Annotated in this window: 18 protein-coding genes; 8 read left to right on the top strand and 10 right to left on the bottom strand. The window is 63.9% G+C overall.

The window, feature by feature from the left end; genetic code table 11:
- Position 1: 1 nt before the first annotated feature.
- The 6 genes from AC0L30_RS07525 to AC0L30_RS07500 all read right to left on the bottom strand — a co-directional run bounded on the left by AC0L30_RS07525 (position 2) and on the right by AC0L30_RS07500 (position 8,490).
- Positions 2-1,639 (bottom strand): ABC transporter ATP-binding protein, encoded by a 1,638-nt coding sequence (locus AC0L30_RS07525; protein ID WP_007599757.1) that lies wholly within the window; start codon positions 1,637-1,639, stop codon positions 2-4.
- Positions 1,640-1,643: 4 nt separating this feature from the next.
- Entirely contained in the window at positions 1,644-2,825 is a 1,182-nt protein-coding gene (locus AC0L30_RS07520; protein WP_007599755.1) for an ABC transporter permease, read from the bottom strand.
- On the bottom strand, positions 2,825-3,934 hold the full coding sequence (locus AC0L30_RS07515) for a microcin C ABC transporter permease YejB (RefSeq protein ID WP_007605353.1): 1,110 nt from the start codon (positions 3,932-3,934) through the stop codon (positions 2,825-2,827). Before AC0L30_RS07515 ends, AC0L30_RS07520 begins: the two co-directional genes overlap by 1 nt.
- Entirely contained in the window at positions 3,931-5,811 is a 1,881-nt protein-coding gene (locus AC0L30_RS07510) for an extracellular solute-binding protein (RefSeq protein WP_354200436.1), read from the bottom strand. Before AC0L30_RS07510 ends, AC0L30_RS07515 begins: the two co-directional genes overlap by 4 nt.
- Before the next feature lie 14 nt (positions 5,812-5,825).
- Positions 5,826-7,727 (bottom strand): extracellular solute-binding protein, encoded by a 1,902-nt coding sequence (locus tag AC0L30_RS07505; RefSeq protein WP_007599751.1) that lies wholly within the window; start codon positions 7,725-7,727, stop codon positions 5,826-5,828.
- Positions 7,728-7,935: 208 nt separating this feature from the next.
- Positions 7,936-8,490: a c-type cytochrome gene (locus tag AC0L30_RS07500; RefSeq protein WP_007605350.1), complete on the bottom strand. Its 555-nt coding sequence runs from the start codon at positions 8,488-8,490 to the stop codon at positions 7,936-7,938.
- A 231-nt stretch (positions 8,491-8,721) separates the two neighbouring features.
- Between AC0L30_RS07500 and AC0L30_RS07495 the strand changes: the two genes are divergently transcribed.
- Together AC0L30_RS07495 and AC0L30_RS07490 are read left to right on the top strand one after the other, a co-directional pair.
- Positions 8,722-9,462, top strand: a complete 741-nt coding sequence (locus AC0L30_RS07495; RefSeq protein ID WP_007599748.1) for a 3-deoxy-manno-octulosonate cytidylyltransferase — start codon at positions 8,722-8,724, stop codon at positions 9,460-9,462.
- 21 nt (positions 9,463-9,483) lie between these two features.
- On the top strand, positions 9,484-10,329 hold the full coding sequence (locus tag AC0L30_RS07490) for a prephenate dehydratase (RefSeq protein WP_007599747.1): 846 nt from the start codon (positions 9,484-9,486) through the stop codon (positions 10,327-10,329).
- A gap of 45 nt (positions 10,330-10,374) precedes the next feature.
- Here AC0L30_RS07490 and AC0L30_RS07485 read toward each other — a convergent pair whose 3' ends face one another.
- A complete protein-coding gene (locus AC0L30_RS07485; RefSeq protein ID WP_473404100.1) occupies positions 10,375-11,388 on the bottom strand; it encodes an LLM class flavin-dependent oxidoreductase in 1,014 nt (337 codons plus the stop codon).
- A 392-nt stretch (positions 11,389-11,780) separates the two neighbouring features.
- Here AC0L30_RS07485 and metF point away from each other — a divergent pair, with 392 nt between their 5' ends.
- The 5 genes from metF to AC0L30_RS07460 all read left to right on the top strand — a co-directional run bounded on the left by metF (position 11,781) and on the right by AC0L30_RS07460 (position 19,048).
- A complete protein-coding gene (gene metF, locus AC0L30_RS07480; protein WP_354200437.1) occupies positions 11,781-12,692 on the top strand; it encodes a methylenetetrahydrofolate reductase [NAD(P)H] in 912 nt (303 codons plus the stop codon).
- 5 nt (positions 12,693-12,697) lie between these two features.
- Positions 12,698-16,561, top strand: a complete 3,864-nt coding sequence (metH, locus tag AC0L30_RS07475) for a methionine synthase (protein ID WP_354200438.1) — start codon at positions 12,698-12,700, stop codon at positions 16,559-16,561.
- Positions 16,562-17,076: 515 nt separating this feature from the next.
- Complete coding sequence (locus tag AC0L30_RS07470; RefSeq protein ID WP_007599743.1) at positions 17,077-17,208, top strand: hypothetical protein; 132 nt, start codon at positions 17,077-17,079, stop codon at positions 17,206-17,208.
- Positions 17,169-17,957: a hypothetical protein gene (locus AC0L30_RS07465; protein WP_219682920.1), complete on the top strand. Its 789-nt coding sequence runs from the start codon at positions 17,169-17,171 to the stop codon at positions 17,955-17,957. The genes AC0L30_RS07470 and AC0L30_RS07465 overlap by 40 nt, the downstream gene beginning before the upstream one ends.
- A gap of 83 nt (positions 17,958-18,040) precedes the next feature.
- Positions 18,041-19,048, top strand: a complete 1,008-nt coding sequence (locus AC0L30_RS07460; protein ID WP_088941392.1) for a DUF3592 domain-containing protein — start codon at positions 18,041-18,043, stop codon at positions 19,046-19,048.
- Positions 19,049-19,332: 284 nt separating this feature from the next.
- On the opposite strand, the gene AC0L30_RS07455 is transcribed toward AC0L30_RS07460, so the two are convergent.
- Complete coding sequence (locus tag AC0L30_RS07455) at positions 19,333-19,962, bottom strand: glutathione S-transferase family protein (RefSeq protein WP_035995420.1); 630 nt, start codon at positions 19,960-19,962, stop codon at positions 19,333-19,335.
- Positions 19,963-20,080: 118 nt separating this feature from the next.
- On the opposite strand from AC0L30_RS07455, the gene AC0L30_RS07450 reads away from it, so the two are divergent.
- Positions 20,081-20,500, top strand: a complete 420-nt coding sequence (locus tag AC0L30_RS07450; protein WP_354200439.1) for a DUF6636 domain-containing protein — start codon at positions 20,081-20,083, stop codon at positions 20,498-20,500.
- A gap of 283 nt (positions 20,501-20,783) precedes the next feature.
- Here AC0L30_RS07450 and AC0L30_RS07445 read toward each other — a convergent pair whose 3' ends face one another.
- A complete protein-coding gene (locus tag AC0L30_RS07445; RefSeq protein ID WP_354200440.1) occupies positions 20,784-21,389 on the bottom strand; it encodes a GNAT family N-acetyltransferase in 606 nt (201 codons plus the stop codon).
- Positions 21,390-21,655: 266 nt separating this feature from the next.
- Complete coding sequence (gene glpK / locus AC0L30_RS07440) at positions 21,656-23,161, bottom strand: glycerol kinase GlpK (RefSeq protein ID WP_354200441.1); 1,506 nt, start codon at positions 23,159-23,161, stop codon at positions 21,656-21,658.
- Between the last annotated feature and the right edge of the window lie 282 nt (positions 23,162-23,443).

Raw genomic sequence — 23,443 nt, 5'->3', positions numbered from 1 at the left:
GCTAAGTCGCCGCAGACCCATTCCCCGCCGTCTCCAGCCGGAACGCCGCCGCAAACAGCGCGCGCGTGTAATCCGTCTTCGGGTTCTTGAAGAGCTCGGCGGCCTGGCCTTCCTCGACCACCTTGCCGCCGCGCATCACGATCAGATGGCTGGCGAGCGAGGCGACGACGCGCAGATCGTGCGAGATGAACATGTAGGTGAGATCGCGCCGGCGCTGCAATTCACGTAGCAGATCGACCATTTGCGCCTGAATCAGCATGTCGAGCGCACTGGTCGGCTCGTCCAGCACGACGAAATCCGGCTCCAGCACCACCGCCCGGGCGATGCTGATGCGCTGGCGCTGGCCGCCGGAGAATTCATGCGGATAACGGTGGCGGGTATCCGGCTTCAGTCCGACGTCCTCGAGCGCCTTGACGACGCGCTCCTCACGCTCGCCGCGCGAGAGCTGCGGCTGATGCACGGTGAGGCCCTCGGCGACGATGTCGGCGACCGACATGCGCGGGCTGAGCGAGCCGAACGGATCCTGGAACACGATCTGCATGTCGCGCCGGAACGGCCGCATCTCCTTGAAGCGCAGGCCCTGGATATCCTTTCCCAGGAACACAATGCGTCCGTTCGACGAGATCAGCCGCAGCAATGCGAGCCCCAGCGTGGTCTTGCCCGAGCCGGACTCGCCGACGACGCCAAGCGTCTCGCCCTTGCGCACGGCGATGCTGACACCGTCGACCGCCTTGATGTGACCGACCGTCTTGCGCATCAACCCGCGTTTGATCGGAAACCAGACTTTCAGGTCGTCGGCCGACATCACCACCGGCGCATCCGGCTGCGGCGGCGCCGGATCCGGCTTCGGCTCCGCGGCAAGCAGGTCGCGCGTGTAAGGATGCTTCGGGGTCTTGAACACTTGCTCGACCGGCCCCTGCTCGACGATCTCGCCGCCCTTCATGACGCAGACCTGGTCGGCGATGCGGCGCACGATGCCGAGATCGTGGGTGATGAAGAGCAGGCTCATGCCGAGGCGACTGCGGATCTCCGCGAGCAGCGTCAGGATCTGCGCCTGCACGGTGACGTCGAGCGCCGTGGTCGGCTCGTCCGCGATCAAGAGGTCAGGCTCGTTGGCGAGCGCCATCGCGATCATCACGCGCTGACGCTGGCCGCCGGAGAGCTGGTGTGGATAGCTCTTCAGCCGCGTTTCAGGCTCGGGAATGCCGACCTGCGTCAGCAATTCCAGCGTCCGCCTGCGCGCCTCGGCATTGCTGGTCGGATTGTGCAGCTGGATGATCTCGCCGATCTGCGCCTCGATCGTGTGCAGTGGGTTGAGCGAGGTCATCGGCTCCTGGAAGATGATGGAGATGTCGCTGCCGCGAATCTCCCGCATCTCCTGCTCCGACCGGTCGATCAGTTCCTGGCCCTTGAAGTGGATGCTGCCCGAAGGATGCGAGGCGTTCGGATAGGGCAAGAGCTTGAGGATCGAGAGCGCGCTGACCGACTTGCCGGAGCCGGACTCGCCGACCAGCGCCACGCACTCGCCGCGCCTGATCTGGAACGAGATCTTGTCGACCGCGAGCGTGGTGACGCCGCCCTGGTGGAAGGCCACCGAGAGCTCGCGCACGCTGAGCAGGGGCTGGTTGATCGCGTCCATTGGCTTACCTGAACGTCTTGCGCGGATCGAACGCGTCGCGCACGGCCTCGCCGATGAAAATCAAGAGCGACAGCATGATGGCGACCGAGAAGAAGCCGGAGAAACCGAGCCAGGGCGCCTGCACGTTGGACTTGCCCTGCGACAGCAGCTCGCCGAGCGACGGCGAGCCGGGCGGCAGTCCGAACCCGAGGAAGTCGAGCGCCGTTAGCGTCATCACCGAACTCGACACGATGAACGGCAGGAACGTCATGGTCGCGACCATCGCGTTCGGCAACAGATGCCGGAACATGATGACCTTGTTCGACACGCCGAGCGCCCGCGCCGCCTGGATATACTCGAAATTGCGCCCGCGCAGGAATTCCGCGCGCACGAGTCCGACCAGCGACACCCAGGAAAACAACAGCAGGATGCCGAGAAGCACGAAGAAGCCGGGCACGAGCACCGACGACAGGATCAGCAGTAGATAGAGCGAAGGAATCGCAGTCCATATCTCGATGAAACGCTGGAACAACAGGTCGATCCAGCCGCCGAAATAGCCCTGCACCGCGCCGGCCGCGATACCGACGATGGAGGAGACGATGGTCAGGCAGAGGCCGAACAGCACCGAGATGCGGAAGCCGTAGATCAGCCGCGCCACCACGTCGCGGCCCTGATCGTCGGTGCCGAGCCAGTTGTATTCGAGATCGCGGCAGCTCTTGAGGCCTTTCTTCTCGACGACAGGCTTGCATTGCGCTTCCGTCAGCATCCAGGTCGGCTTCGACGGCGCCGGCGTCGGCAGATCGAGATTGTGGGTGTCGTAGGAATAGCGGATCAGCGGCCAGACGATGCTGCCACCCTTGTCCTTGATCAACTTCTGCAGATAGGGATCGCGATAGTCGGCCGCCGTTTCGAAATCGCCGCCGAAAGTGGTTTCCGAATAGGTGACGACGGAGGGCCAATAAAGGTGGCCATCATATTTGATCAGGAACGGCCGATCATTGGCGATCAGCTCGGCGAACAGCGACACCACAAACAGGATCAGGAAGATCCAGAACGACCAATAGCCGCGCCGGTTCGCCTTGAAATTCTGCCAGCGGCGCCTGTTGAGCGGCGACGGCACGAACGGTTTGCGCGTGATCGGCACGGCATTGCCGAGCGGCGACTTCGCAGTGGTTTCGATCGGCGTGGTGGGGGCGGCCAGCGTCATCAGACCTCCCGCGCCTCGAAATCGATTCGCGGATCGATCCACATATAGGTCAGGTCAGAGATCAGGTTGATCACGAGGCCGACGAGCGAAAAGATGAAGAGCGTGCCGAACACCACGGGGTAGTCGCGGTTGAGAACGCTCTCGAAACTGAGCAGTCCCAGTCCGTCCAGCGAGAAGATGGTCTCGATCAGAAGCGAGCCCGAGAAGAAAGCGTGAATGAAGGTCGAGGGAAAGCCGGCGATGACGATCAGCATCGCGTTGCGGAAGACGTGGCCATAGAGCACCCTATTCTCGCTGCAGCCTTTCGCGCGCGCGGTCATCACGTATTGCTTGCGGATCTCGTCCAGAAACGAATTCTTTGTCAGGAACGTCATGGTGGTGAACGCACCGAGCCCCATGGCGATCAGCGGCAGCGTCAAATGCCAGAAATAATCGATGATCTTCCAGTACCACGGAAATTGCGACCAGCCGTCTGACGTCAGTCCGCGCAGCGGGAACCAGTTGAAGAACGAGCCACCGGCAAACAGGATGATCAAGAGGATCGCGAACAGGAACCCGGGTATGGCGTAGCCGAGCACGAGCACGCTCGACGTCCAGGTGTCGAAGCGCGTCCCGTCCCTGACCGCCTTGCGGATGCCGAGCGGAATCGAGATCAGGTAGGTCAGCAGCGTCAGCCATATGCCGAGCGAGATCGAGACCGGCAACTTCTCCTTGACGAGTTGCAGCACGCTGACATCGCGAAAATAGCTCTTGCCAAAATCGAAGCGGGCGAAATTCCAGACCATCAGTGCGAAGCGCTCCGGGGCCGGCTTGTCGAAGCCGAACTGCACTTCCAGCTTTTTGATGAAATCGGGATCGAGGCCTTGCGCGCCGCGATATTTCGAATTGATAGCGTCGCCGCCAGCGCCTAACTGCCCCGGGGCGCGTTGCGCAAAGTCGCTGCCGCCCGAAATGCGCGAGGTCCCGCCGGTATCGGCGCCCGAGAGCTGCGCGATCACGCGCTCGACCGGCCCGCCCGGCGCGAACTGCACGACGATGAAGGAGACGAAGAGGATCCCGAGCAAGGTCGGGATCATCAGCAGGATGCGGCGGGCGATATAGGCGCTCATGGCTGTTTCGCCTGCTCGAGCCTGGCGGCTTTGCCGCCCTCGTACCACCAGATGTCGGGGGCACCGACGCCGTTGGCATAACGCGGCGGCTTCTGCGGATGACCGAATTGGTCCCAATAAGCAAGCCGGTGCGTCTTGTTGTACCATTGCGGCACCCAATAACGGCCGGCGCGGAACAGCCGATCGAAGGCCCGGCAGGCGACGGTCAAGTCCTCGCGATTGTCCGCCGCCATGATCTTCTCGATCATGGCGTCGATGGCCGGACTGGCGACGCCCGCGAGATTATAGGAGCCCTTGGTCGCCGCGACCTGCGAGGAAAAGAACGCGCGCATAGCATCGCCCGGTGTCGCCGACATGCTGAAGCGCTGGATCGTGATGTCGAAGTCGAAATCTTCCTGGCGCGCCTTGTATTGCACGGCATCGACGAGGCGCACGCTCGCTTCGATGCCGAGCGTCGCGAGATTCTTGATGTAGGGCGCATGGTGCGGCTGGAACGAAGCCTCGTCCAACAGGAATTCGATCCTGAAGATCTCGCCGTTCGGCAGCACCCTCTTGCCGTCCTTGATCGGCAGGCCGGCGTCGCTGAGCAGTTGCTGCGCCTTGCGCAGCAGGCTGCGGTCCTGCCCGGAGCCGTCCGAGACCGGCGGCGTGAACGGCGCAGCGAACACCTCGTCGGGAATCTGGCCGCGAAACGGCTCCAGCAGCTTCAGCTCTTCCGGCGGCGGAGGCCCGTCGCTCGCCATGAGGTCCGAGTTCTGAAATGGCGACACCGTGCGGGCATAAGCACCGTACATGATGGTCTTGTTGGTCCACTCGAAGTCGAAGGCGTCGATCAGTGCCTCGCGCACGCGGGGATCCCTGAACTTGTCGCGCCGCGTGTTGATAAACCATCCTTGCGCGCCGGAGGGCGTGTCGTCGGGCACGACCTCCATCTTGACGCGACCGTCCTTCACCGCAGGGAAGTCATAGCGGGTCGCCCAGATCCGAGAGGTGAACTCCTCGCGATAGAGATAGTTCTTACCGGTGAAACCTTCGAAGGCGACATCGCGGTCGCGGTAGAATTCGTAGCGCACGACGTCAAAATTGTAGCTGCCGCGACAGGAGGGCAGATCGGCAGCCCACCAATCCTTGACGCGCTCGTATTCGATGTAGCGGTTGACCTCGAACTTGCCGACCTTGTACGGCCCCGAACCCAACGGGATCTCCAGAGACGTTTCGTCGAACGAACGGGAGGCATAGTAGGCTTTCGAGAAGATCGGCAGACTCGCCACATAGAGTGGCACGTCGCGCGCGCGTCCCTTGGCGAAGGTCACAACAAGCGTCGCATCGTCAACAGCTTCCGCGCTGACCATATCGCGCATCTGCACGATGATCAGGGGATGGCCCTTCGTCTTCAGCGACGTCAGCGAAAACGCCGCGTCGTGCGCGGTCAGCTTGGTGCCGTCGTGGAATTTCGCCTCGGGTCGCATCGTGAAGCGATAAACCAGCCTGTCTGCCGATATCTTTACAGACTTGGCGGCAAGCCCGTACATCCCGTCCGGTTCGTCATTGGCGCGCACCATCAGCGGCGCAAAGGTCATGTCCATGCCCTGCGCGCCATCGCCTTTGAGGATGAAGGCATTGAGCGAGTTGAAGGTCTGATAGGATTGATTGTAGGCGCGCACCGACGGGATAAGCGAGAAAGTGCCGCCCTTCGGCGCGTCGACATTGACGTAGTCGAAGTGATGGAAATCGGCGGGATATTTGAGGTCGCCGAAGGCCGACATGCCGTGGGCCTCGGCAGGCATCTCGGACGCTGCCGCGCCCCGGAGCCAGGAGACGCCGAACGCGCCACCGGCACCCAAGGCCAGCACATGCCGGCGTGAAAGCTGCGCCATGCGGAGAATGTCCTTCACGACTTCTTTGCGATCCGCGCCGCCTTGTCCGCGTCGTACCACCAGATGAACGGAAAGCCGGACTGACCGTATTTGGGTAATTCCGCCGGCCGGCCGAACCGATCCCAGCGCGCGGTGCGGACCTTCGTATAAGTCCACTGCGGCACGACGTAGTGATTCCACAGGAGCACGCGGTCGAGTGCCTTGGTTGCCGCGACGAGATCGTCGCGACCCTTGGCGTAGATCACCCGCTCGATGAGCTTGTCGACAGCCGGATTCTTGATGCCGGTAATATTGCGTGAACCGGCGATGTCGGCCGTCTTCGAGGACCAGAATTCGCGCTGCTCGTTGCCCGGCGACTGCGACTCGCCCCAGGAGTTGGTGACGATGTCGAAATCCCACTCGCGCGTCCTGTTCTCGTACTGGGTGGGATCCACCGTCCGCACGCTGACGGCAATGCCGAGCCGTTCCAGCGAAGGCTTATAGAACAGCGTGATCCGCTCGAAACTCGGATCCGAGTTCAGCAACTCCAGGGAGAACTGGGTGCCGGTCTTGACGTCGATCAGCTTGCGGTCGCGCACCTCGTAGCCGGCTTCCTTGAACAGGCGCAGCGCTTCGCGCAGATTGTCGCGCACGGCTTCCGGACTGCCGCCGACTGGATTGGTATAGGCCGTCGTGAAGACTTCGGGCGGAACCTCGGCGCGGACCGTCTCGAGAATCTCGAGCTCCTTGCCCTGCGGCAACCCGGTCGCCATCAGCTCATCGATGCCGTCGAAATAACTGCTGATGCGCTTGTACTGGCCGTAGAAGATCTGCTTGTTCATCTCCTCGAAGTCGAACGCGTAATTGAGCGCGCGTCGCACGCGCGGATCCTTAAACTTGGCGCGGCGCAGGTTCGGCACGAAGGCCTGCATGACGCCCGAGCTGCGATTGGCGAACTCCTCGAGGATCACGCGCTTTTCGGTGACGGCCGGGAAGTCGTAGGCTGTCGCCCAGTTCTTCGCGCTGTTCTCGGTGCGCCAATCGACCTGATCGGCCTTGAAGGCCTCGATCGCCACGGTGGCGTCGCGGAAATACTCGTAGCGCAGCTCGTCGAAATTATTACGGCCCACATTGGCGGCGAGATCGCGTCCCCAATAGTCCTTGACGCGCTCCAGCGCGATCGACCGCCCGGCAACGAATTCCTTGACCCGGTAGGGGCCCGACCCCAGCGGCACTTCGAGCGTGGTGGCGGAGACATCGCGCTTGCGGCCCTGCGCGTCGGTGCCCTCCCACCAATGCTTCGGCAGGACCGTGAGCTGCCCGACGATCTGCGGCAATTCGCGGTTGCCCGGCGCGTCGAACACGAATTTCACCTCGCGCTCGCCGACCTTCTCGGCCTTCACCACATGGCTGTAATACGCCGAGTACTGCGGGTGGTGCTTCTTGAAGGAATCGAGCGAGAAGATCACGTCGTCGGCCGTAACCGGCTTGCCGTCGTGCCATTTGGCTTGCGGCCGCAAGCGGTAAGTCACGAAGGAGAAATCATCCGGATGGCTGACGGCCTCGGCCAGCGCGCCGTATTCGGTCGAGACTTCGTCGAGCGCGGCCGTCGTGAGGGATTCGTAGATGAATGCTACGGCGCCGGCGACTTGCCCCTTCACACCGGAGACGACGATGTTGAAATTGTCGAATGTGCCGACGGCGATCTGGCGCGCGACGCCGCCTTTTGGCGCTTCCGGATTGACGTAGTCGAAGCGCTTGAAGTCCGCGGGGTATTTGACCTGTCCGAACAGCGACAGAGCATGGCGCCAGGTGGGCTCGTTGGCGGATTGCGCGTGTGCCACGCCGACGGCGGGAAGGCCCGCTACGGAACCAAGGGCGGGGAGCGTTACGGCAGCAGTGCCAGTGAGCAGGAGATCGCGTCGGGTAAGGGCCAAATCAACATTCCTGTCTTGAAGGAGGCTACTCCTTTAAGTTCCCAATATAGGCGAGGTTTCGACGGAATATGTTGCTTTTTCCTCATCTTGGAAGGCCGGCTGGCTGATCGCTGCGGCCAAACGCCCCGATAACAACGCCGCGAGGCCCGGATAAGCGAACGGCCGGGCTTTGAGCCCGGCCGCGTACGAAGAGCGAAGTCGACAGGCCTTACTTCGCCGCGGTGGGCAGCGGCTTCGGGCTGTCGGAGAGGCTGTTCAGGTAAGCGATCACGTCGGCGCGCTCGCTATCCTTCGGAATGCCGGCAAAGCCCATCGCGGTGCCCGGGACAGCCGCCTTGGGATTGGCGATGAATTTGTTGAGCGCATCGAAGTCCCACGTGCCGCCCTTGGCCTTCATCGCTGCCGAGAAGTTGAAGCCGCCGCGACCTTCGCCAACATGGTCGCCGACAACGCCGTAGAGGTTCGGACCGACACGGTTGGGGCCGCCCTTCTCGAAGGTGTGGCAAGCGCCGCACTTCTTGGCGGCGGAAGCGCCCTTCTCGACCGAGGCGGTCTGCAGCAGCTTTTCGATCGGCTCGGCGGCCGTGGGGGCAGCTCCGCCTTCCTTGCCGTGGCCGGCGTCTTCCTTCACTGCGATCTCGAACCCCGGCTTTTCCGGCATCTTGGGCGAGAACAACGCCTGGGCGGTGAAGCTCGTCACCAGCAGAAGGAGACAGGTGCCGAGCACGGCACCGAGAATCTTGTTCAGTTCGAAAGAGTCCATTTCCGGCCAGGCCCCACACCGCAAGAAGGATCGAGCGGCCCAATGCGGCCGCCAGGACGAGCCTCGGAGAATCAACGTTCCTTACTGTTTCCCCGAGTTTTGCCATTGAGATATCGGTTTGCCCGGGGTCTGGCAACCCGTATAAGCGAGCGGGCTTCAAGCCCGTCCCCACCCATTTCTCGGCGCGGAAAACGCCCCGTTTCCAGGCCCTTGAACCCAGGCCCTTGAATCATGATCGATCCCCGCATCCTGGTGCTTATTCCGGCCCGCATGGCCGCCACCCGCCTGCCCGGCAAGCCGCTCGCCGATATCGCGGGGCAGCCGATGATCGTGCACGTCATGCGCCGTGCCGAAGCCGCCGGGATAGGCCGGGTCGCGGTCGCAACCGACACGGCGGAGATCGCGTCCGTCGTGACCGCCCATGGCGGCGAGGCCGTGATGACCCGCCCGGAGCACCCGTCCGGCTCCGACCGCATCCACGAGGCCATGCTGAAGCTCGATCCGGACGGCAAAGCCGAGATCGTGGTCAATCTGCAGGGCGATTTCCCGACCATCACGATCGACAACATCCGCGAGGTGCTGCCGCCGCTGCAAGACCCCGTCGTGGACATCGCAACGCTGGCTTCGCAGATCCACACCGAGGAGGAGGACCTCGCGCCGAGCGTCGTGAAGGCGATCGGGACCTCGCTCGGCGGCAGACGTATGCGCGCACTTTATTTCACCCGCGCAACCGCCCCGACCGGCGACGGACCGCGCTACCACCATATCGGTCTCTATGCCTATCGCCGTGCCGCGCTGGAACGCTACGTCCGGCTCCCGCCCTCGCCGCTGGAATTGCAGGAGAAGCTCGAGCAGCTCCGGGCGCTCGAGGCCGGAATGCGCATCGACTTCACCATTGTCGATACCGTGCCCCGCGGGGTCGACACGCCGGCGGACCTGGAAACCGCCCGCAGCATCCTTTCCAAATCCTGAGCCGCTGTTACAAGGCCGAGCATGAGCAAGCTGAAAATCGCATTCCAGGGCGAGCCTGGCGCCAATTCCCACATCGCCATCGTCGAGGCCTATCCCGACGCCGAGCCGATGCCCTGCGCCACCTTCGAGGACGCCTTGTCGGCGATCTCGTCCGGCGAAGCCGATCTCGGTATGATCCCGATCGAGAATTCGGTCGCGGGCCGCGTCGCCGACATCCATCATTTGCTGCCGGCCTCCGGCCTCTTCATCATTGGCGAATGGTTTCTGCCGGTCCGGCATCAGCTGATGGCGGTGAAGGGCACCCGGCTCGAAGACATCAAGAGCGTCGAAAGCCATGTGCACGCGCTCGGCCAGTGCCGGCGCATCATCCGCAAGCTCGGCATCAAGCCAATCGTGCACGCCGATACCGCCGGCAGCGCCCGCGACATCTCCGAGCGCAACGACAAGACGGTGGCCGCGATCGCCTCGCGCCTGGCCGCAAAGATTTACGGCCTCGACATTTTGGCCGAGGACATCGAGGACGAGGCCCACAACACCACGCGCTTCGTGGTGCTGGCGCGCGAACCGAAATGGGCCGCACAGGGCTCCGGTCCGCTGGTCACGACTTTTGTGTTCCGGGTGCGCAATTTGCCGGCCGCGCTCTACAAGGCGCTCGGTGGCTTTGCCACCAACGGCGTCAACATGACCAAGCTCGAGAGCTACATGGTCGACGGCAATTTCTTCGCCACCCAGTTTTACGCCGACGTCGACGGCCACCCCGAGGACAAGGGCCTCGCTTTCGCGATCGAGGAGCTGAAATTCTTCTCGCGCGAATTCCGCATCGTCGGCGTGTATCCAGGCCACCCGTTCCGCGCGACGATGGAATAGTCCCGTGTCCCGGACGCGCGAAGCGCGAGCCGGGGCACGAGAGCTTTATCCGACCGCCTTAAGTCCGAACGCCTCCGCCAGCAGCGAATACGATTTCTTGCGCGCCTCGTGATCGTACACGGCGGTGATCACCATCAACTCGTCCGGCTTGCTCGCGTCGATCAACGGCTGCAGTGTCTTCTGCACGGTTGCAGTGCTGCCGACGAACAGGCGCGAGCGGTTGCGCCGGATCGAGATCCGCTCCGAGTCGCTATAGGGATAGGCCAGTGCCTCTTCGACGCTCGGCAACGGAAGATACTGGCCGCGGTCGCGGCGCAGGCGGTTGAGGTCGAAAGACGCGGCGAGCTTTTCGGCTTCGTCATCGGTGTCGGCCGTGATGACGGCGACCGCGAGGATCGCGCGCGGACTCGCACTCCAGGCCGAGGGCTGAAAACGATTGCGATAGTGCACCATCGCATCGATCGCATCGTGGGACGCAAAATGATGGGCGAATGCGAAGCCCATGCCGACCTGCGCGGCGAGCTCCGACGAATAATCGCTGGAGCCGAGCAGCCAGATCGGCGGCAACGGCGTATCGTCGGGCATCGCGACGACGTTGTGGTAGGGATGGCCCGAGGGGAATTCCCGGGTCTGCCACAGGATCAATTCGTGCAGCCGCTCGAGGAAATCATCGCCTTCGCGGCGGTCGAGCCGGCTGCGCAGCGCATAGGCCGTGGCACCGTCAGTGCCGGGGGCGCGGCCGAGGCCGAGATCGATGCGGCCGGGAAACAACGCCTCCAGCATCTTGAAGCGCTCGGCCACGACCAGCGGCGCGTGATTTGGCAGCATCACGCCACCGGAGCCGACGCGGACGTGCTTCGTCACCGCCGCGATTTGCCCGATCATCACGTCGGGCGCCGGACTAGCGACAGAGGCGAGATTGTGATGCTCGGCGAGCCAGTAGCGGACATAGCCGAGCCCATCGACATGGCGCGCCAGGTCGATGCTGTTGCGCAGCGCCGCGGCGGGCTTTGTGCCGCTTGTGACGACGGAGAGGTCGAGGACTGAGAGCGGGATCATGGCGCGCTAACGTAGTGGAGAGCGGCGCAGCGGCAATGGGCCGGGCGCGCAGGTCTGACGTGCAGGCCGCGGACTCGCGGGACTTCGCCGCAGTGTTGGGACAGCGACCGCGCTAATAGTATCATTTTCATATTGCCCACCGACAAATTCGCGCCGAACGAACCACCCTCCTCTATTATATATCTGATATATCAGATATTTTATCTAAAATCGAATTTCCCACCTCGACCTCTAACCTCAGACGTTTCTTAATTTATACCCGTAAAGTGGGCAATTTCCCATCACTGATGGGCTGTCGAGAGCGGCCGCTTTGGCCTATCTTGACCTCTCCCAATCTAGACCTGACCGCCGGCCGCCAACGACCCGGCGAGCCCTTGGAGTGAGTGGTGCCCATGACTGACGCGACGATGCCTGCCCACACCGACGGGTACCTGAAGCGGCCTGCGATCTCCTTCGAGTTCTTTCCGCCCAAGACGGAAGATATGGAGCGCAATCTCTGGGACACCATCAACCGCCTGGCCCCGCTCGACCCGAAATTCGTCTCAGTGACCTATGGCGCCGGCGGCTCGACCCGTGAGCGGACCCACGCGACCATCTCGCGCATCCTGAAAGAGACCGCGCTGCTGCCGGCCGCGCATCTGACCTGCGTCGGCGCCTCGCGCGGGGAGATCGACGAGATCGTCGACCGCTATCACGAGGTCGGCGTCCGCCACATCGTGGCTTTGCGCGGCGATCCCGCCGGCGGCATCGGCACGGCCTACTCCAGCCATCCCGACGGCTACCAGAGTTCCGCCGACCTCGTCGCCGGCATCAAGAAGCGGCACGGCGATATCGAGGTGTCGGTGTCGGCGTACCCCGAGAAGCATCCCGAGGCGCGCGACTTCGACGATGACATCGACACGCTGCAGGCCAAGGTCGATGCGGGCGCGACCCGCGCGATCACGCAGGTGTTCTTCGATAACGACCTCTACTTCCGCTATCTCGACCGCGTGCGGGCGCGCGGGATCAACATCCCGATCGTGCCGGGCATCATGCCCATGCACAATTTCAAGCAGGCTCGCAATTTCGTCACCCGCGCCGGCACCTCCGTGCCGGATTGGTTCGCCGCGAAATTCGAGGGCCTCGACGACGACGCCGAGACCCGCAAGCTGGTGGCGGCCACCGTCGCCGCCGGCCAGGTGCAGAAGCTGGCCAAGCACGGCGTCGACACCTTCCATTTCTACACCATGAACCGCGCCGATCTCGTGTTCGCGATCAGCCACTTGCTCGGCATTCGCGCCAAGAGCGCACAGAAGGCGGCGTAAGAGAAATGACCGTATCTCCCTCTCCGAAGCGAACTGCCCTGCTCAATGCCGCTCGCGAGCGCATCCTCGTGCTCGACGGCGCCATGGGCACGATGATCCAGAACCTCCAGTACGACGAGGCCGCCTTCCGCGGCGAGCGCTTCAAGGATTTCCATCGCGACCTGCGCGGCAACAACGATCTCTTGATCCTGACCCAGCCGCAGGCGATCGAGGACATCCACGCGGCTTACTTGCGCGCCGGCGCCGACATCGTCGCGACCAACACGTTCTCCACGACCTCGATCGCGCAGGCCGATTACGATCTCGCCGACATCATCTACGAGATGGCGCGCGAAGGCGCCCGCCTCGCCGGCAATGCCGCACGCCGCGTCGAGGCCGAGGACGGCAAGCCGCGCTTCGTCGCGGGCGCCATCGGACCGACCAACCGCACCGCCTCGATCTCGCCCGACGTGTCCAATCCCGGCTACCGCGCCGTCACGTTCGACGATTTGCGCAAATCCTATGGCGAGCAGATCAACGGCATGCTCGACGGCGGCGTCGATCTGCTGCTGGTCGAGACCATCTTCGACACGCTGAACGCCAAGGCGGCGCTCTACGCGATCGCCGAGATCACCGAAGAACGCGGCATCGACATGCCCGTGATGGTGTCGGGCACCATCACCGACAAGTCCGGCCGCCTGCTGTCCGGCCAGTTGCCGGAAGCGTTCTGGCATTCGGTGCAGCACGCCAAGCCCGTCACCATCGGCTTCAACTGCGCGCTCGGCGCGGAAGATCTGCGCGCGCATATCGCCGATATCGGCCGCGTCGCCGACACGCTCGTTTGTGCCTATCCCAATGCCGGCCTGCCCAACGAGTTCGGCCAGTATGACGAGACCCCGGAATACATGGCTCGCCTGGTCGGCGAGTTCGCGCGTGATGGTTTGGTCAATATCGTCGGCGGCTGCTGCGGCACCACGCCGGACCATATCGCGGCGATTGCGGCTGCGGTCGCGCCGCACAAGCCGCGCATCGTGCCGGAGATCGAACCTCGCTTGCGGCTCTCCGGCCTCGAGCCGTTCATCCTGACCGACGCGATTCCTTTCGTGAATGTCGGCGAGCGCACCAACGTCACCGGCTCCGCCCGCTTCCGCAAGCTGGTCACTGCCGGCGACTACACCGCCGCGCTGCAAGTCGCGCGCGACCAGGTCGAGAACGGCGCGCAGATCATCGACGTCAACATGGACGAGGGTCTTCTGGACTCGGAAGCCGCGATGGTGACCTTCCTCAACCTCGTCGCCGCCGAGCCCGACATCGCCCGAGTCCCGGTGATGGTCGATTCCTCGAAATTCTCGGTGATCGAGGCCGGCCTGAAATGCGTGCAGGGCAAGCCGGTCGTCAACTCGATCTCGATGAAGGAGGGCGAGGAGAAGTTCGTTCACGAGGCCAAGATCGCCCGCCGCCACGGCGCGGCCGTCGTGGTGATGGCGTTCGACGAGGTCGGCCAGGCCGACACGTTCGCCCGCAAGACCGAGATCTGCAAGCGCGCCTACGACATCCTGGTGAACCGCGTCGGCTTCCCGCCGGAAGACATCATCTTCGATCCGAATATTTTCGCGATCGCAACCGGCATCGAGGAGCACAACAATTACGGCGTCGACTTCATCGAGGCGACGCGCTGGATCCGCAAGAATCTGCCGGGCGCGCACATTTCTGGCGGTGTGTCCAACCTGTCATTCTCGTTCCGCGGCAACGAGCCGGTGCGCGAGGCCATGCACTCGGTGTTCCTGTATCATGCCATCAAGGCCGGCATGGACATGGGCATCGTCAATGCCGGGCAGATGATCGTCTATGACGACATCGATCCCGAATTGCGCCAGGTGTGCGAGGACGTCATCCTCAACCGCGACCCCGGTGCGTCCGAGCGTCTGCTGGTGCTCGCGGAAAGATTCCGCGGCAACAAGACCCAGACTAAGGAAGCCGATCTCAGCTGGCGCGAATGGCCGGTGGCGAAGCGGCTGTCGCATTCGCTGGTGCACGGCATCACCGAATTCATCGAGCAGGATACCGAAGAGGCCCGCAAGGCCTCGACGCGCCCGCTCGACGTGATCGAGGGACCGCTGATGGCCGGCATGAACGTAGTCGGCGATCTCTTCGGCGACGGCAAGATGTTCCTGCCGCAGGTGGTGAAGTCGGCCCGCGTGATGAAGCAGGCTGTCGCCTGGCTAATGCCCTTCATGGAAGAGGAGAAGGCGCGCAATCTCGCCAACGGCATCGGCACGGAAGGCTCCTCGTCCGCCGGCAAGATCGTGCTCGCGACCGTCAAGGGCGACGTCCACGACATCGGCAAGAACATCGTCGGCATCGTGCTCCAGTGCAACAATTACGAGGTGATCGACCTCGGCGTGATGGTGCCCGCGGCCAAGATCGTCGAGACCGTGAAGGCGGAGAAGGCCGACATCGTCGGGCTGTCCGGCCTGATCACGCCCTCGCTCGACGAGATGGCGTTCTTCGCCGGCGAATTGCAGCGCGAAGGCCTCAAGCTGCCGCTGCTGATCGGCGGCGCCACCACGAGCCGTGTGCATACGGCGGTGAAGATCGACCCGAGCTATCGCGCCGGCCCCGTGGTGCATGTCAACGACGCCAGTCGCGCGGTCGGTGTTGCGTCCGCGCTGCTGTCGCCCGAGCGGCGCGAGGCCTATGCTGCCGAAGTCCGCGCCGAATACGCAAAGATCTCGGATGCGCATATGCGCGCCCAGGCCGACAAGAAGCGGCTGAAGCTGGCGACCGCCCGCGCCAACCGCGTGCCGGTCGACTTTGCCGCCAACAAGCCGGTGAAGCCGACCTTCCTCGGCACCAGGAGCTTTGACGACTACGATCTCGCCGAGCTGGTGCCCTATATCGACTGGACGCCGTTCTTCCAGACCTGGGAGCTCGCCGGGCGCTTCCCCGCCATCCTTAGCGATGCCAAGGTCGGCGAGGTCGCGCGCTCGCTCTACGAAGACGCGCGGAAAATGCTCGACCTGATCGTCAAGGAAAAATGGTTCCGAGCGCGCGCCACCGTCGGCTTTTGGCCGGCCAATGCAGAGGGCGACGACATCGTGCTTTATGCCGACGAGAGCCGGACCAGGACGATCGCGACGCTGCACACGCTGCGCCAGCAGCTCGAGAAGCGCGCGGGCCGTTTCAACGCCGCGCTGTCCGACTTCGTCGCACCCGCCACCACCGGCGTGCCCGATTATGTCGGGGGCTTCGTCGTCACCGCCGGCATCGGCGAGGATGTGGTCGCCGACCGGTTCAAGATGGCCAATGACGACTACTCCTCGATCCTGTGCAAGGCGCTGGCCGACCGCCTCGCCGAAGCCTTTGCCGAGCGCATGCATGCCCGCGTCCGCCGCGAGTTCTGGGCCTATGCGCCCGACGAGGCGCTCTCGACCGACGAGTTGATCCTCGAAAAGTACCAGGGCATCCGTCCCGCCCCCGGCTATCCCGCGCAGCCCGATCACACCGAGAAGGCGACGCTGTTCGAGCTGCTCGACGCCGAGAACACCGCCGGCGTGAAGCTGACCGAGAGCTTTGCGATGTGGCCGGGCTCTTCCGTGTCGGGGCTCTATCTCGCCAGTCCCGAGAGCTATTATTTCGGCGTCGGCAAGATCGAGCGCGATCAGGTCGAGGATTATGCTGCGCGCAAGGGCATGAGCGTCGCCGAGACCGAGCGTTGGCTCGCGCCGATCCTGAACTACATCCCGGCGCGAGAGGGCGCGAGCGACAAGGCGGCGTTCGCGGCAACGCCGGCGAACGACGAAACGTCGAAGGAGCTTGCCTCGCATCCGCCGGGCTGCACCTGCGCGGTGCATTTAGTCTGGCAGAAGAAGCGCGCGGGCGCGGGTTAGGCGCCCTCCAAACAAAAAGCGAGAAATCAACCCCATGCACAGTAGACATGGGGTTGAAAAAGCTCGATAAATTTCGGTATTGCCGAAATGACTTGCGGCGTCGGGCAAAACACCTGTATGAATGCATGATCGCCCACCGCGCCCGTTTGACACTCGCTGCCTCGTCCGTCGCGATCATGCGCGCGTACCACACGTTCGGTGTCGTCCGTTCGGTGTCGTCTTGGCGAAGGCCAGGACCCATACCGCGTGATCCATCGGTGACCATCGCTGGTAATACCGAACGACCAATCTTCGCCAAATGACCCATTTGGGTCATGGGTCCTGGCTTTCGCCAGGACGACATTGGTGAAGCAAATGCTCGGCCTGTACCGGAACGACGCAGCACATCGAACAGCTGCGAATGCGCCCTCGCAAGAATCGGCCGCTTGTGAACTCGTTCACTTGTCCGCTCAACCTTGGTTCGCTACTCTCTCGGCCTACTACCTTCAACCGACGATTTGCTTGGGATCGAACAAATGAAGCAGTTCATTGCACCGTTCCTCGCCGCGATCGCTCTCGTCGTGCTGCCCACGATTGCCGCGGCGGACTGTCCGAAAGGCTATGTGCCATGCGGCGAGAAAAATCAGTTGTGCTGCCCGGGAAAATAGCAAGCCGCAAATGGCTTTGGCTTGGTAGCGGAGTCTTCATCGCGATCGGCCTCGTGATGGTCGCGGTCTACGCCGGATTCCCGCGGAAGAAGCAGACGATCACGGCCATCCTCTCCGAGACCGGATATTTCGAGGTGGTGCCGCCAAGCACGTTCGGCGGCCCCGGCACGATCAACACCATCGAGTATCTGAGCAACGGCCGGCTGGAGCTGCATCCGACTTGTGATGTCGATCCAACGCTGCTGACCGGCAAGATCCAGAAATCGCGGACCGTCGACCGGGACCTGAAGCAGTCGCTCGAGAAGAGGCTCGACGTGTCGGCCCAGGTCAAGGACAAGCTGTCGGCCCTCGCCGGAATGCAGCAGGTCGAGGCCGTCAACCTCAAGCTCGAGAATGCCAGCATTCTGCTGATATCCGACGAGTCGCTGATCTCGGCCCGCAACGCCTTGCTGAAGGCCGAGTGTGAGGACGCGGTCACTCAGAACGTTTCGAGCGGCGGCGTCGTGTGCCAGACGCGGTCCGTGCTGGAGGCCGACGTCGTCTACGAAATCAAATATCACAACGCGATTTCGATGGAGGAGAGGGCCAAACTGACCTCCGAGATCGCGACGAAGCTCGATCTGGACGTCCATGAGGGGACGAACGACAAGGTCTCCGGCTCTCAATTGTTCTTTGGCATCAGACTGTCGCCCAATCCGATCGTGATGCACTCTGCCTCGGGCGAGATCAAGCCCTGCACGAGGAGATAGGATCGGCGCCGCACCCCTGCCATGAACGCAACCCGCGTTCGCTGCGACCAATGGCGGTCGCCGCCGAAGCGCAGGGGAATCGGATGCTGAACGCCCAACAATTGATGTGGACACAGATTGCCGCCGGCATCGCCGTGCTGCTGTTTGGATTGACGCTGTTCAACCTGGTCCGCATGCGCGGCCGGATGGTGGCCGCGCGGAGCTGGGACAAGGTGGAGGGCATCATCACGGTCTCCCGAGTCGACCAGCCGGCGGCGCATTCCTCGGACGATCGGAACGACGCCAAGCCCATCATCCGCTATCGCTATCAGGCCGGCGGCCAGGAGCTGGAAAGCGACAAGATCTTTGTCGGCGGCCCCGTCATCACGACGAGGGTCTTGGCCGCAAAACTGACCGGACGCTATCCGGTCGGCGCCCATGTCGAGGTCCATGTCGATCCGAAGCAACCGACCGAGGCGCTGCTGGAGCCCGCCGCCGCGCAGAACGTCGCGGCGCTGGTGGCGTTCACGTTGGTGTTCGGAATTATCGCCGCCACCCTGACCGCGCATTCGTTCGCAGGCCACGTGCTCTACGCCGACAAGGGCGTCCCGCTATTCGCGTTCGCGGTGCCGATCATCGTGCTCGTGGGCGGGGTGTTCTTCGCCGCCGATTATGTCCGGACGCGCCGGCTGGCGAGCGCCAGCCTGCGCTGGCCGACCGCGTCGGGCAGGGTCATCCATTGCGACGTGATCGAGGAAATCATCGAAGAGAAGACCGAGCACGACAATCGACCGACGACATCAAAGCTCGTCCACCGCTATCAGGTCGACCTGCGCTACGCCTACAGGGTCGGCAAGCGCGACTTCATCGGCACCGAAGTCGATTGGAACGGCACCATGATCTCCGGCCTGCGCGAGGTCGCCGAAGAGGGCGCGGCGAAATATCGGCCCGGGAAGAGCGTCCAGGTCTATTACGATCCGGACCAGCCGGGACAGGCCGTGCTGGAGCCGGCACGCCGGGAGGGCGCGCTGGGGCCGCTGATCGGTGCCGCGGTCTGCGCGGTCGTCGGCGGCCTTTTCCTGATGATCCTGATCAAGGTCGGGTTCGCGTAGCGGCGCTTCTCCGTTCGCCTCTCCCCTCTGGCTGAAGGACAAACGGATATGACGTCTCGGCGGCGCTTGAGCGAGCGCCTCGTCCTTCGAGACGGCCGCTTCGCGGCCTCCTCAGGATGAGGCTCAGCTGCATCCATCCGCGTGAAGTGCTGCCGCATACGCATCCCTCATCCTGAGGGCCCGCCGCAGGCGGGCGTCTCGAAGGATGGCCGCAGCCGAGCTTCCAGCCATATGCTTCTTCATATGCGATGGCCCTACCGCCCGCGGGAGAGATTGAAAGAGCCTCACCCCTTCGGCGGTGCCAGCGGTTGCACGATCTCCCGGAACGGCGCCAGCGCCTCGCAAGCGTCGGCATGCGCCGATAGCGACGGATAGCGCGATGGCTCGAACAGAAGCGGGTGCGCCTCACGGGTGAAGCGGACGACGCAGGCGACCACAACGTCGGCGTGGCCGATACGATCGCCCAGCCAGTATGGCGTGGTCACCCTGGCGCGCTCGGCCTCCAGCGCTTTCAGCACGTCCGCGATCTGCGCCTGGCAACGCTCGACCCACAGCGCAAGCTGCTCCTTCCGCAACACGCGCTCGTAGAGCAGGCTGACCGCCTTGTCGCCGAGGCCGGACGCGAGCGCGCAGATGCGCAAATGACGCCGGCGCTCGGCGCCGGAGCGCGGCAGCATCGCCTTCTCCGGCCCTACCAATTCGTCGAGATAATCGAGGATGACCGTGCTCTCGATCAGCGCCTCGCCATCATCGAGCACCAGCGTCGGCACGCGTCGCAGCGGATTGTAGGGCGCGATCTTGTCGGCATCGCCGAAGGTCGACCACGGCTTGTGCTCGAAGGCGAGGCCGTAAAGCCGCAGCGCGATCGCGACGCGGCGGACGAAGGGGGAATCGTATTGGCCGATCAGGAACATGGTTTGGCAGCCTTTGTCATTGCCGCACTTGACCCGGCAATCCATCTCTTCTCAGATTAGGAAGCGATGGATGCCCGGATCAAGTCCGGGCATGGCAGAGCTGGGCGCAGGAGCATGCATGACGCAACGACTTGCAACGGTCGCACTCGGGCTCTCCCTGCTGGCCGCGAGCCTCGCCCACGCGCAGGACCGTCCGATCGGCTTTCAGACGCCGTCGAAAAACATCGCCTGCCAGTTCTTCACTGACAATGGTCAAGGCGTGCTCCGCTGCGACATCATGAACCTGGAGACGCGGCCGCGCCGTCCCGCCGATTGCGAGCTCGAATGGGGCAACGCCTTCGAGATGAGTGCGAAAGGCAGCGCAGGCCGCATCTGCGCCGGCGATACCATCATGGACCCGTCATTGCCGGTGCTGTCCTATGGCGAGGTCTGGCAGCGCGCGGGGTTTACGTGCCGGTCGGAGCCGACGGGGCTGACGTGCTTCAATGCGATGCAGCGAGGGTTTTCGTTGGCACGGGCAGAGCAGAAGGTGTTTTGAGCGTGTAGCCCGCATGGAGCGGAGCGGAATGCGGGGACGCTGTCCCGGATTTCGCTCCGCTCCATCCGGGCTACGCTTCCGAGGCTTGATTGCTTGCGTCGCGTCAACTTGGGAGCGCGTAGCCCGAATGAAACGCGACGACAGCGCCACACTCCGTCGTTGCGAGCGCGGCGAAGCAATCCAGCCACCGATTTAGGGGAGGCTCAGTATCTTTCCACGGAAACAGTCTGGATTGCTTCGTCGCAAGGGCTCCTCGCAATGACGGCGGGGAGGCAGCTGCGCACTATTCGATGATCGGCACATGCTTGGCCGCGGTCCGTGGCGCGGTGCCATCGAGGCGCGGGTCGTCGGCGATCTCGATCTGGCGGCGGAACGGGCGGAAGCCCGAGCGCTGGTAGAACGCGACGGCCGACGGATGATCGAAGGTGCAGGTGTGCACCCAGACGCGGGACAGGTCGCGTGACCATGCGAGCTCAAGCGCGCGGTTCATCATAAAACGGGCGGCACCGCTCCCGATCAGTTTCGCGGTGACACCGAAATACACGAGCTCGCACTGGCCGGCCTCGCGAAAGTCCAGCTCCAGCAGGCCTTCATCGTGGCCGTCCACGACAAGCCCATAGACCTCGACGCCCGGTGCGTGGATGATTGCGGCGAGCTCGGCGTCGTTCATGCGCGCCCGCGAAAACCACAACCACTCCTCGCCAACGCGACGATGGAGGTCGCGATACCAATGAAGCGCGGGGGTATCGACCTTGCGCAGGGTCCAAAGACCTGATGGAGCGCCCGGCGGATCGGCGCGGCGCGCAGGGCGCGCGGTCATCTCGAGATGGGTGACGACGGCAACGATCTTGCCGGCGGGGATGTCGGAATAGCCGTCGGGGAGGATCATGGGATGCGTCCCGTTGAAGCTGAGCGCCGGCCACACATTCCGGGTCGTCCTGGCGAAAGCCAGGACCCATTACCACAGCTGGTCGCCGTTGCGGCAGGCTGGGGCCGACAGCGGTCCAAGGCAACTTAGCACGGTGGTTATGGGTCCTGGCTTTCGCCAGGACGACGGCGGAGTTTGTGGATACGCCTCGTTCATCGCGGCGTCAGGGTAATCGCTTCCAGAGAACCCCGGATTTCACTGCGCTCCATCCGGGCTACGAGATCGGCCTAACCCTCGCCCTCGTCGCTCGCGAGCACGCCCTTCACCGCCCTCGCCCAGCCCGCCAGCTTCCGCTCGCGCGTCGCCTGGCTCATGTTCGGCTTGAAGCGATGCTCGAGGCGCCAGTTGTCGGCGAACTTGGTCGGTTCGGGATAGACGCCGGCCTCGAGACCCGCGAGATAGGCGGCGCCCAGTGCCGTCGTCTCCTGGATCAGGGGGCGATCGACCGGCGCGTCGAGCAGGTCGGCGAGGCGCTGCATGGTCCAGTCGGATGCGGTCATGCCCCCATCGACGCGGAGGACCACGCTCGCCACCTCCGAGCTCGGCCAGTCGGCCCGCATCGCGGCCCAGAGGTCGAAGGTCTGGTAGCAGACGCTTTCCAGAGCGGCGTGGGCAAGCTCGGCGGGGCCGGTGTTGCGGGTGAGGCCGAACAGCGCGCCGCGCACGCGCGGATTCCAGTACGGCGCGCCCATGCCGACGAAGGCCGGGACGAGATAGACGCTCTGCATCGAATCCGATTGATCGGCGAGAGGTCCGGTCTCGGCGGCGTGCTTGATGATGCCGAGGCCGTCGCGCAGCCACTGCACCGCGCTACCTGCGACGAAGATCGAGCCTTCGAGCGCGTAGGTGCGTTTGCCACCGAGCTGGTAGGCGATGGTGGTGAGCAGCTTGTTCTTCGAGGCCACGGGCGTGGTGCCGGTGTTGAGCAGGGCGAAGCAGCCGGTGCCGTAGGTGGATTTCATCATGCCCGGACGGAAGCAGGCCTGGCCGATGGTCGCGGCCTGCTGGTCGCCGGCGATGCCGGAGATCGCAATCGCGCCGCCGAACAGATCCGGCGTGCTCTCGCCGAAGCGGGCTGAGGAATCCTTTACCTCGGGCAGCATCGAGCGCGGCACGCCGATGATCTCCAAGAGCTCGTCGTCCCACTGCCCGGTGTGGATGTTAAACAGCAGCGTGCGCGAGGCGTTGGTGGCGTCGGTGGCATGCACCTTGCCGCCGGTGAGGCGCCACAGCAGATAGCAATCGACGGTGCCGAACATCAATTCGCCGCGCGCGGCACGCGCCCGCGCGCCGGGGACGTGGTCGAGAATCCAGGCGACCTTGGTGCCGGAGAAATAGGGATCGATGATCAGGCCGGTCTTCTGCGAGATCACGGGCTCTCGGCCGTCGGCTTTCAGTCTCGCGCAGATGTCGGCGGTGCGGCGGTCCTGCCAGACGATGGCGCGATGCACGGCCTGCCCGGTGGCGCGATCCCACACCACGGTCGTCTCGCGCTGGTTGGTGATGCCGATCGCGGCGATGTCCTTTGCACTGATGCCGGCCTGCGCGATCGCCTCGCGGCAGACCGTCATGGTCGAGGTCCAGATGTCCTCCGGCTCGTGCTCGACCCAGCCCGAGGCGGGGAAATGCTGCGGAAACTCGGCCTGCGCCTTTGCCGCAATGGAAATGTCGCCGCGAAACACGATCGCGCGCGAGGAGGTGGTGCCCTGGTCGATGGCGAGGACGAAAGACATGGCGGCTTGCCCTTGGCGTGTTCCCGTGAGGAGGGGTTGTTGTGTTGGGGCAGAGAAAACGGGATTGCCGGCAGCAGGTCAAGGCGCGGGCGTTGATCCTCCCCTGGGGGGTGCGGCGGCATCGGCAGTGCGCTCCCTCCCCCGCTTGCGGGGGAGGGCTGGGGTGAGGGCTGTCTCCGCAATAGGATTGTCGAGAATTGCGGAGGGAATCCCCAAGGGGTGAGAGCCCTCACCCGCCGCGCGCGGACGATGCTTCGCATCGCCCGGGGCGCGTCGGCCTCT

This window comes from Bradyrhizobium sp. MI1.11 (assembly GCF_055811255.1).
Note: the sequence above shows the minus strand (reverse complement) of the source record. Positions and strands in the feature narration are given on the sequence as shown.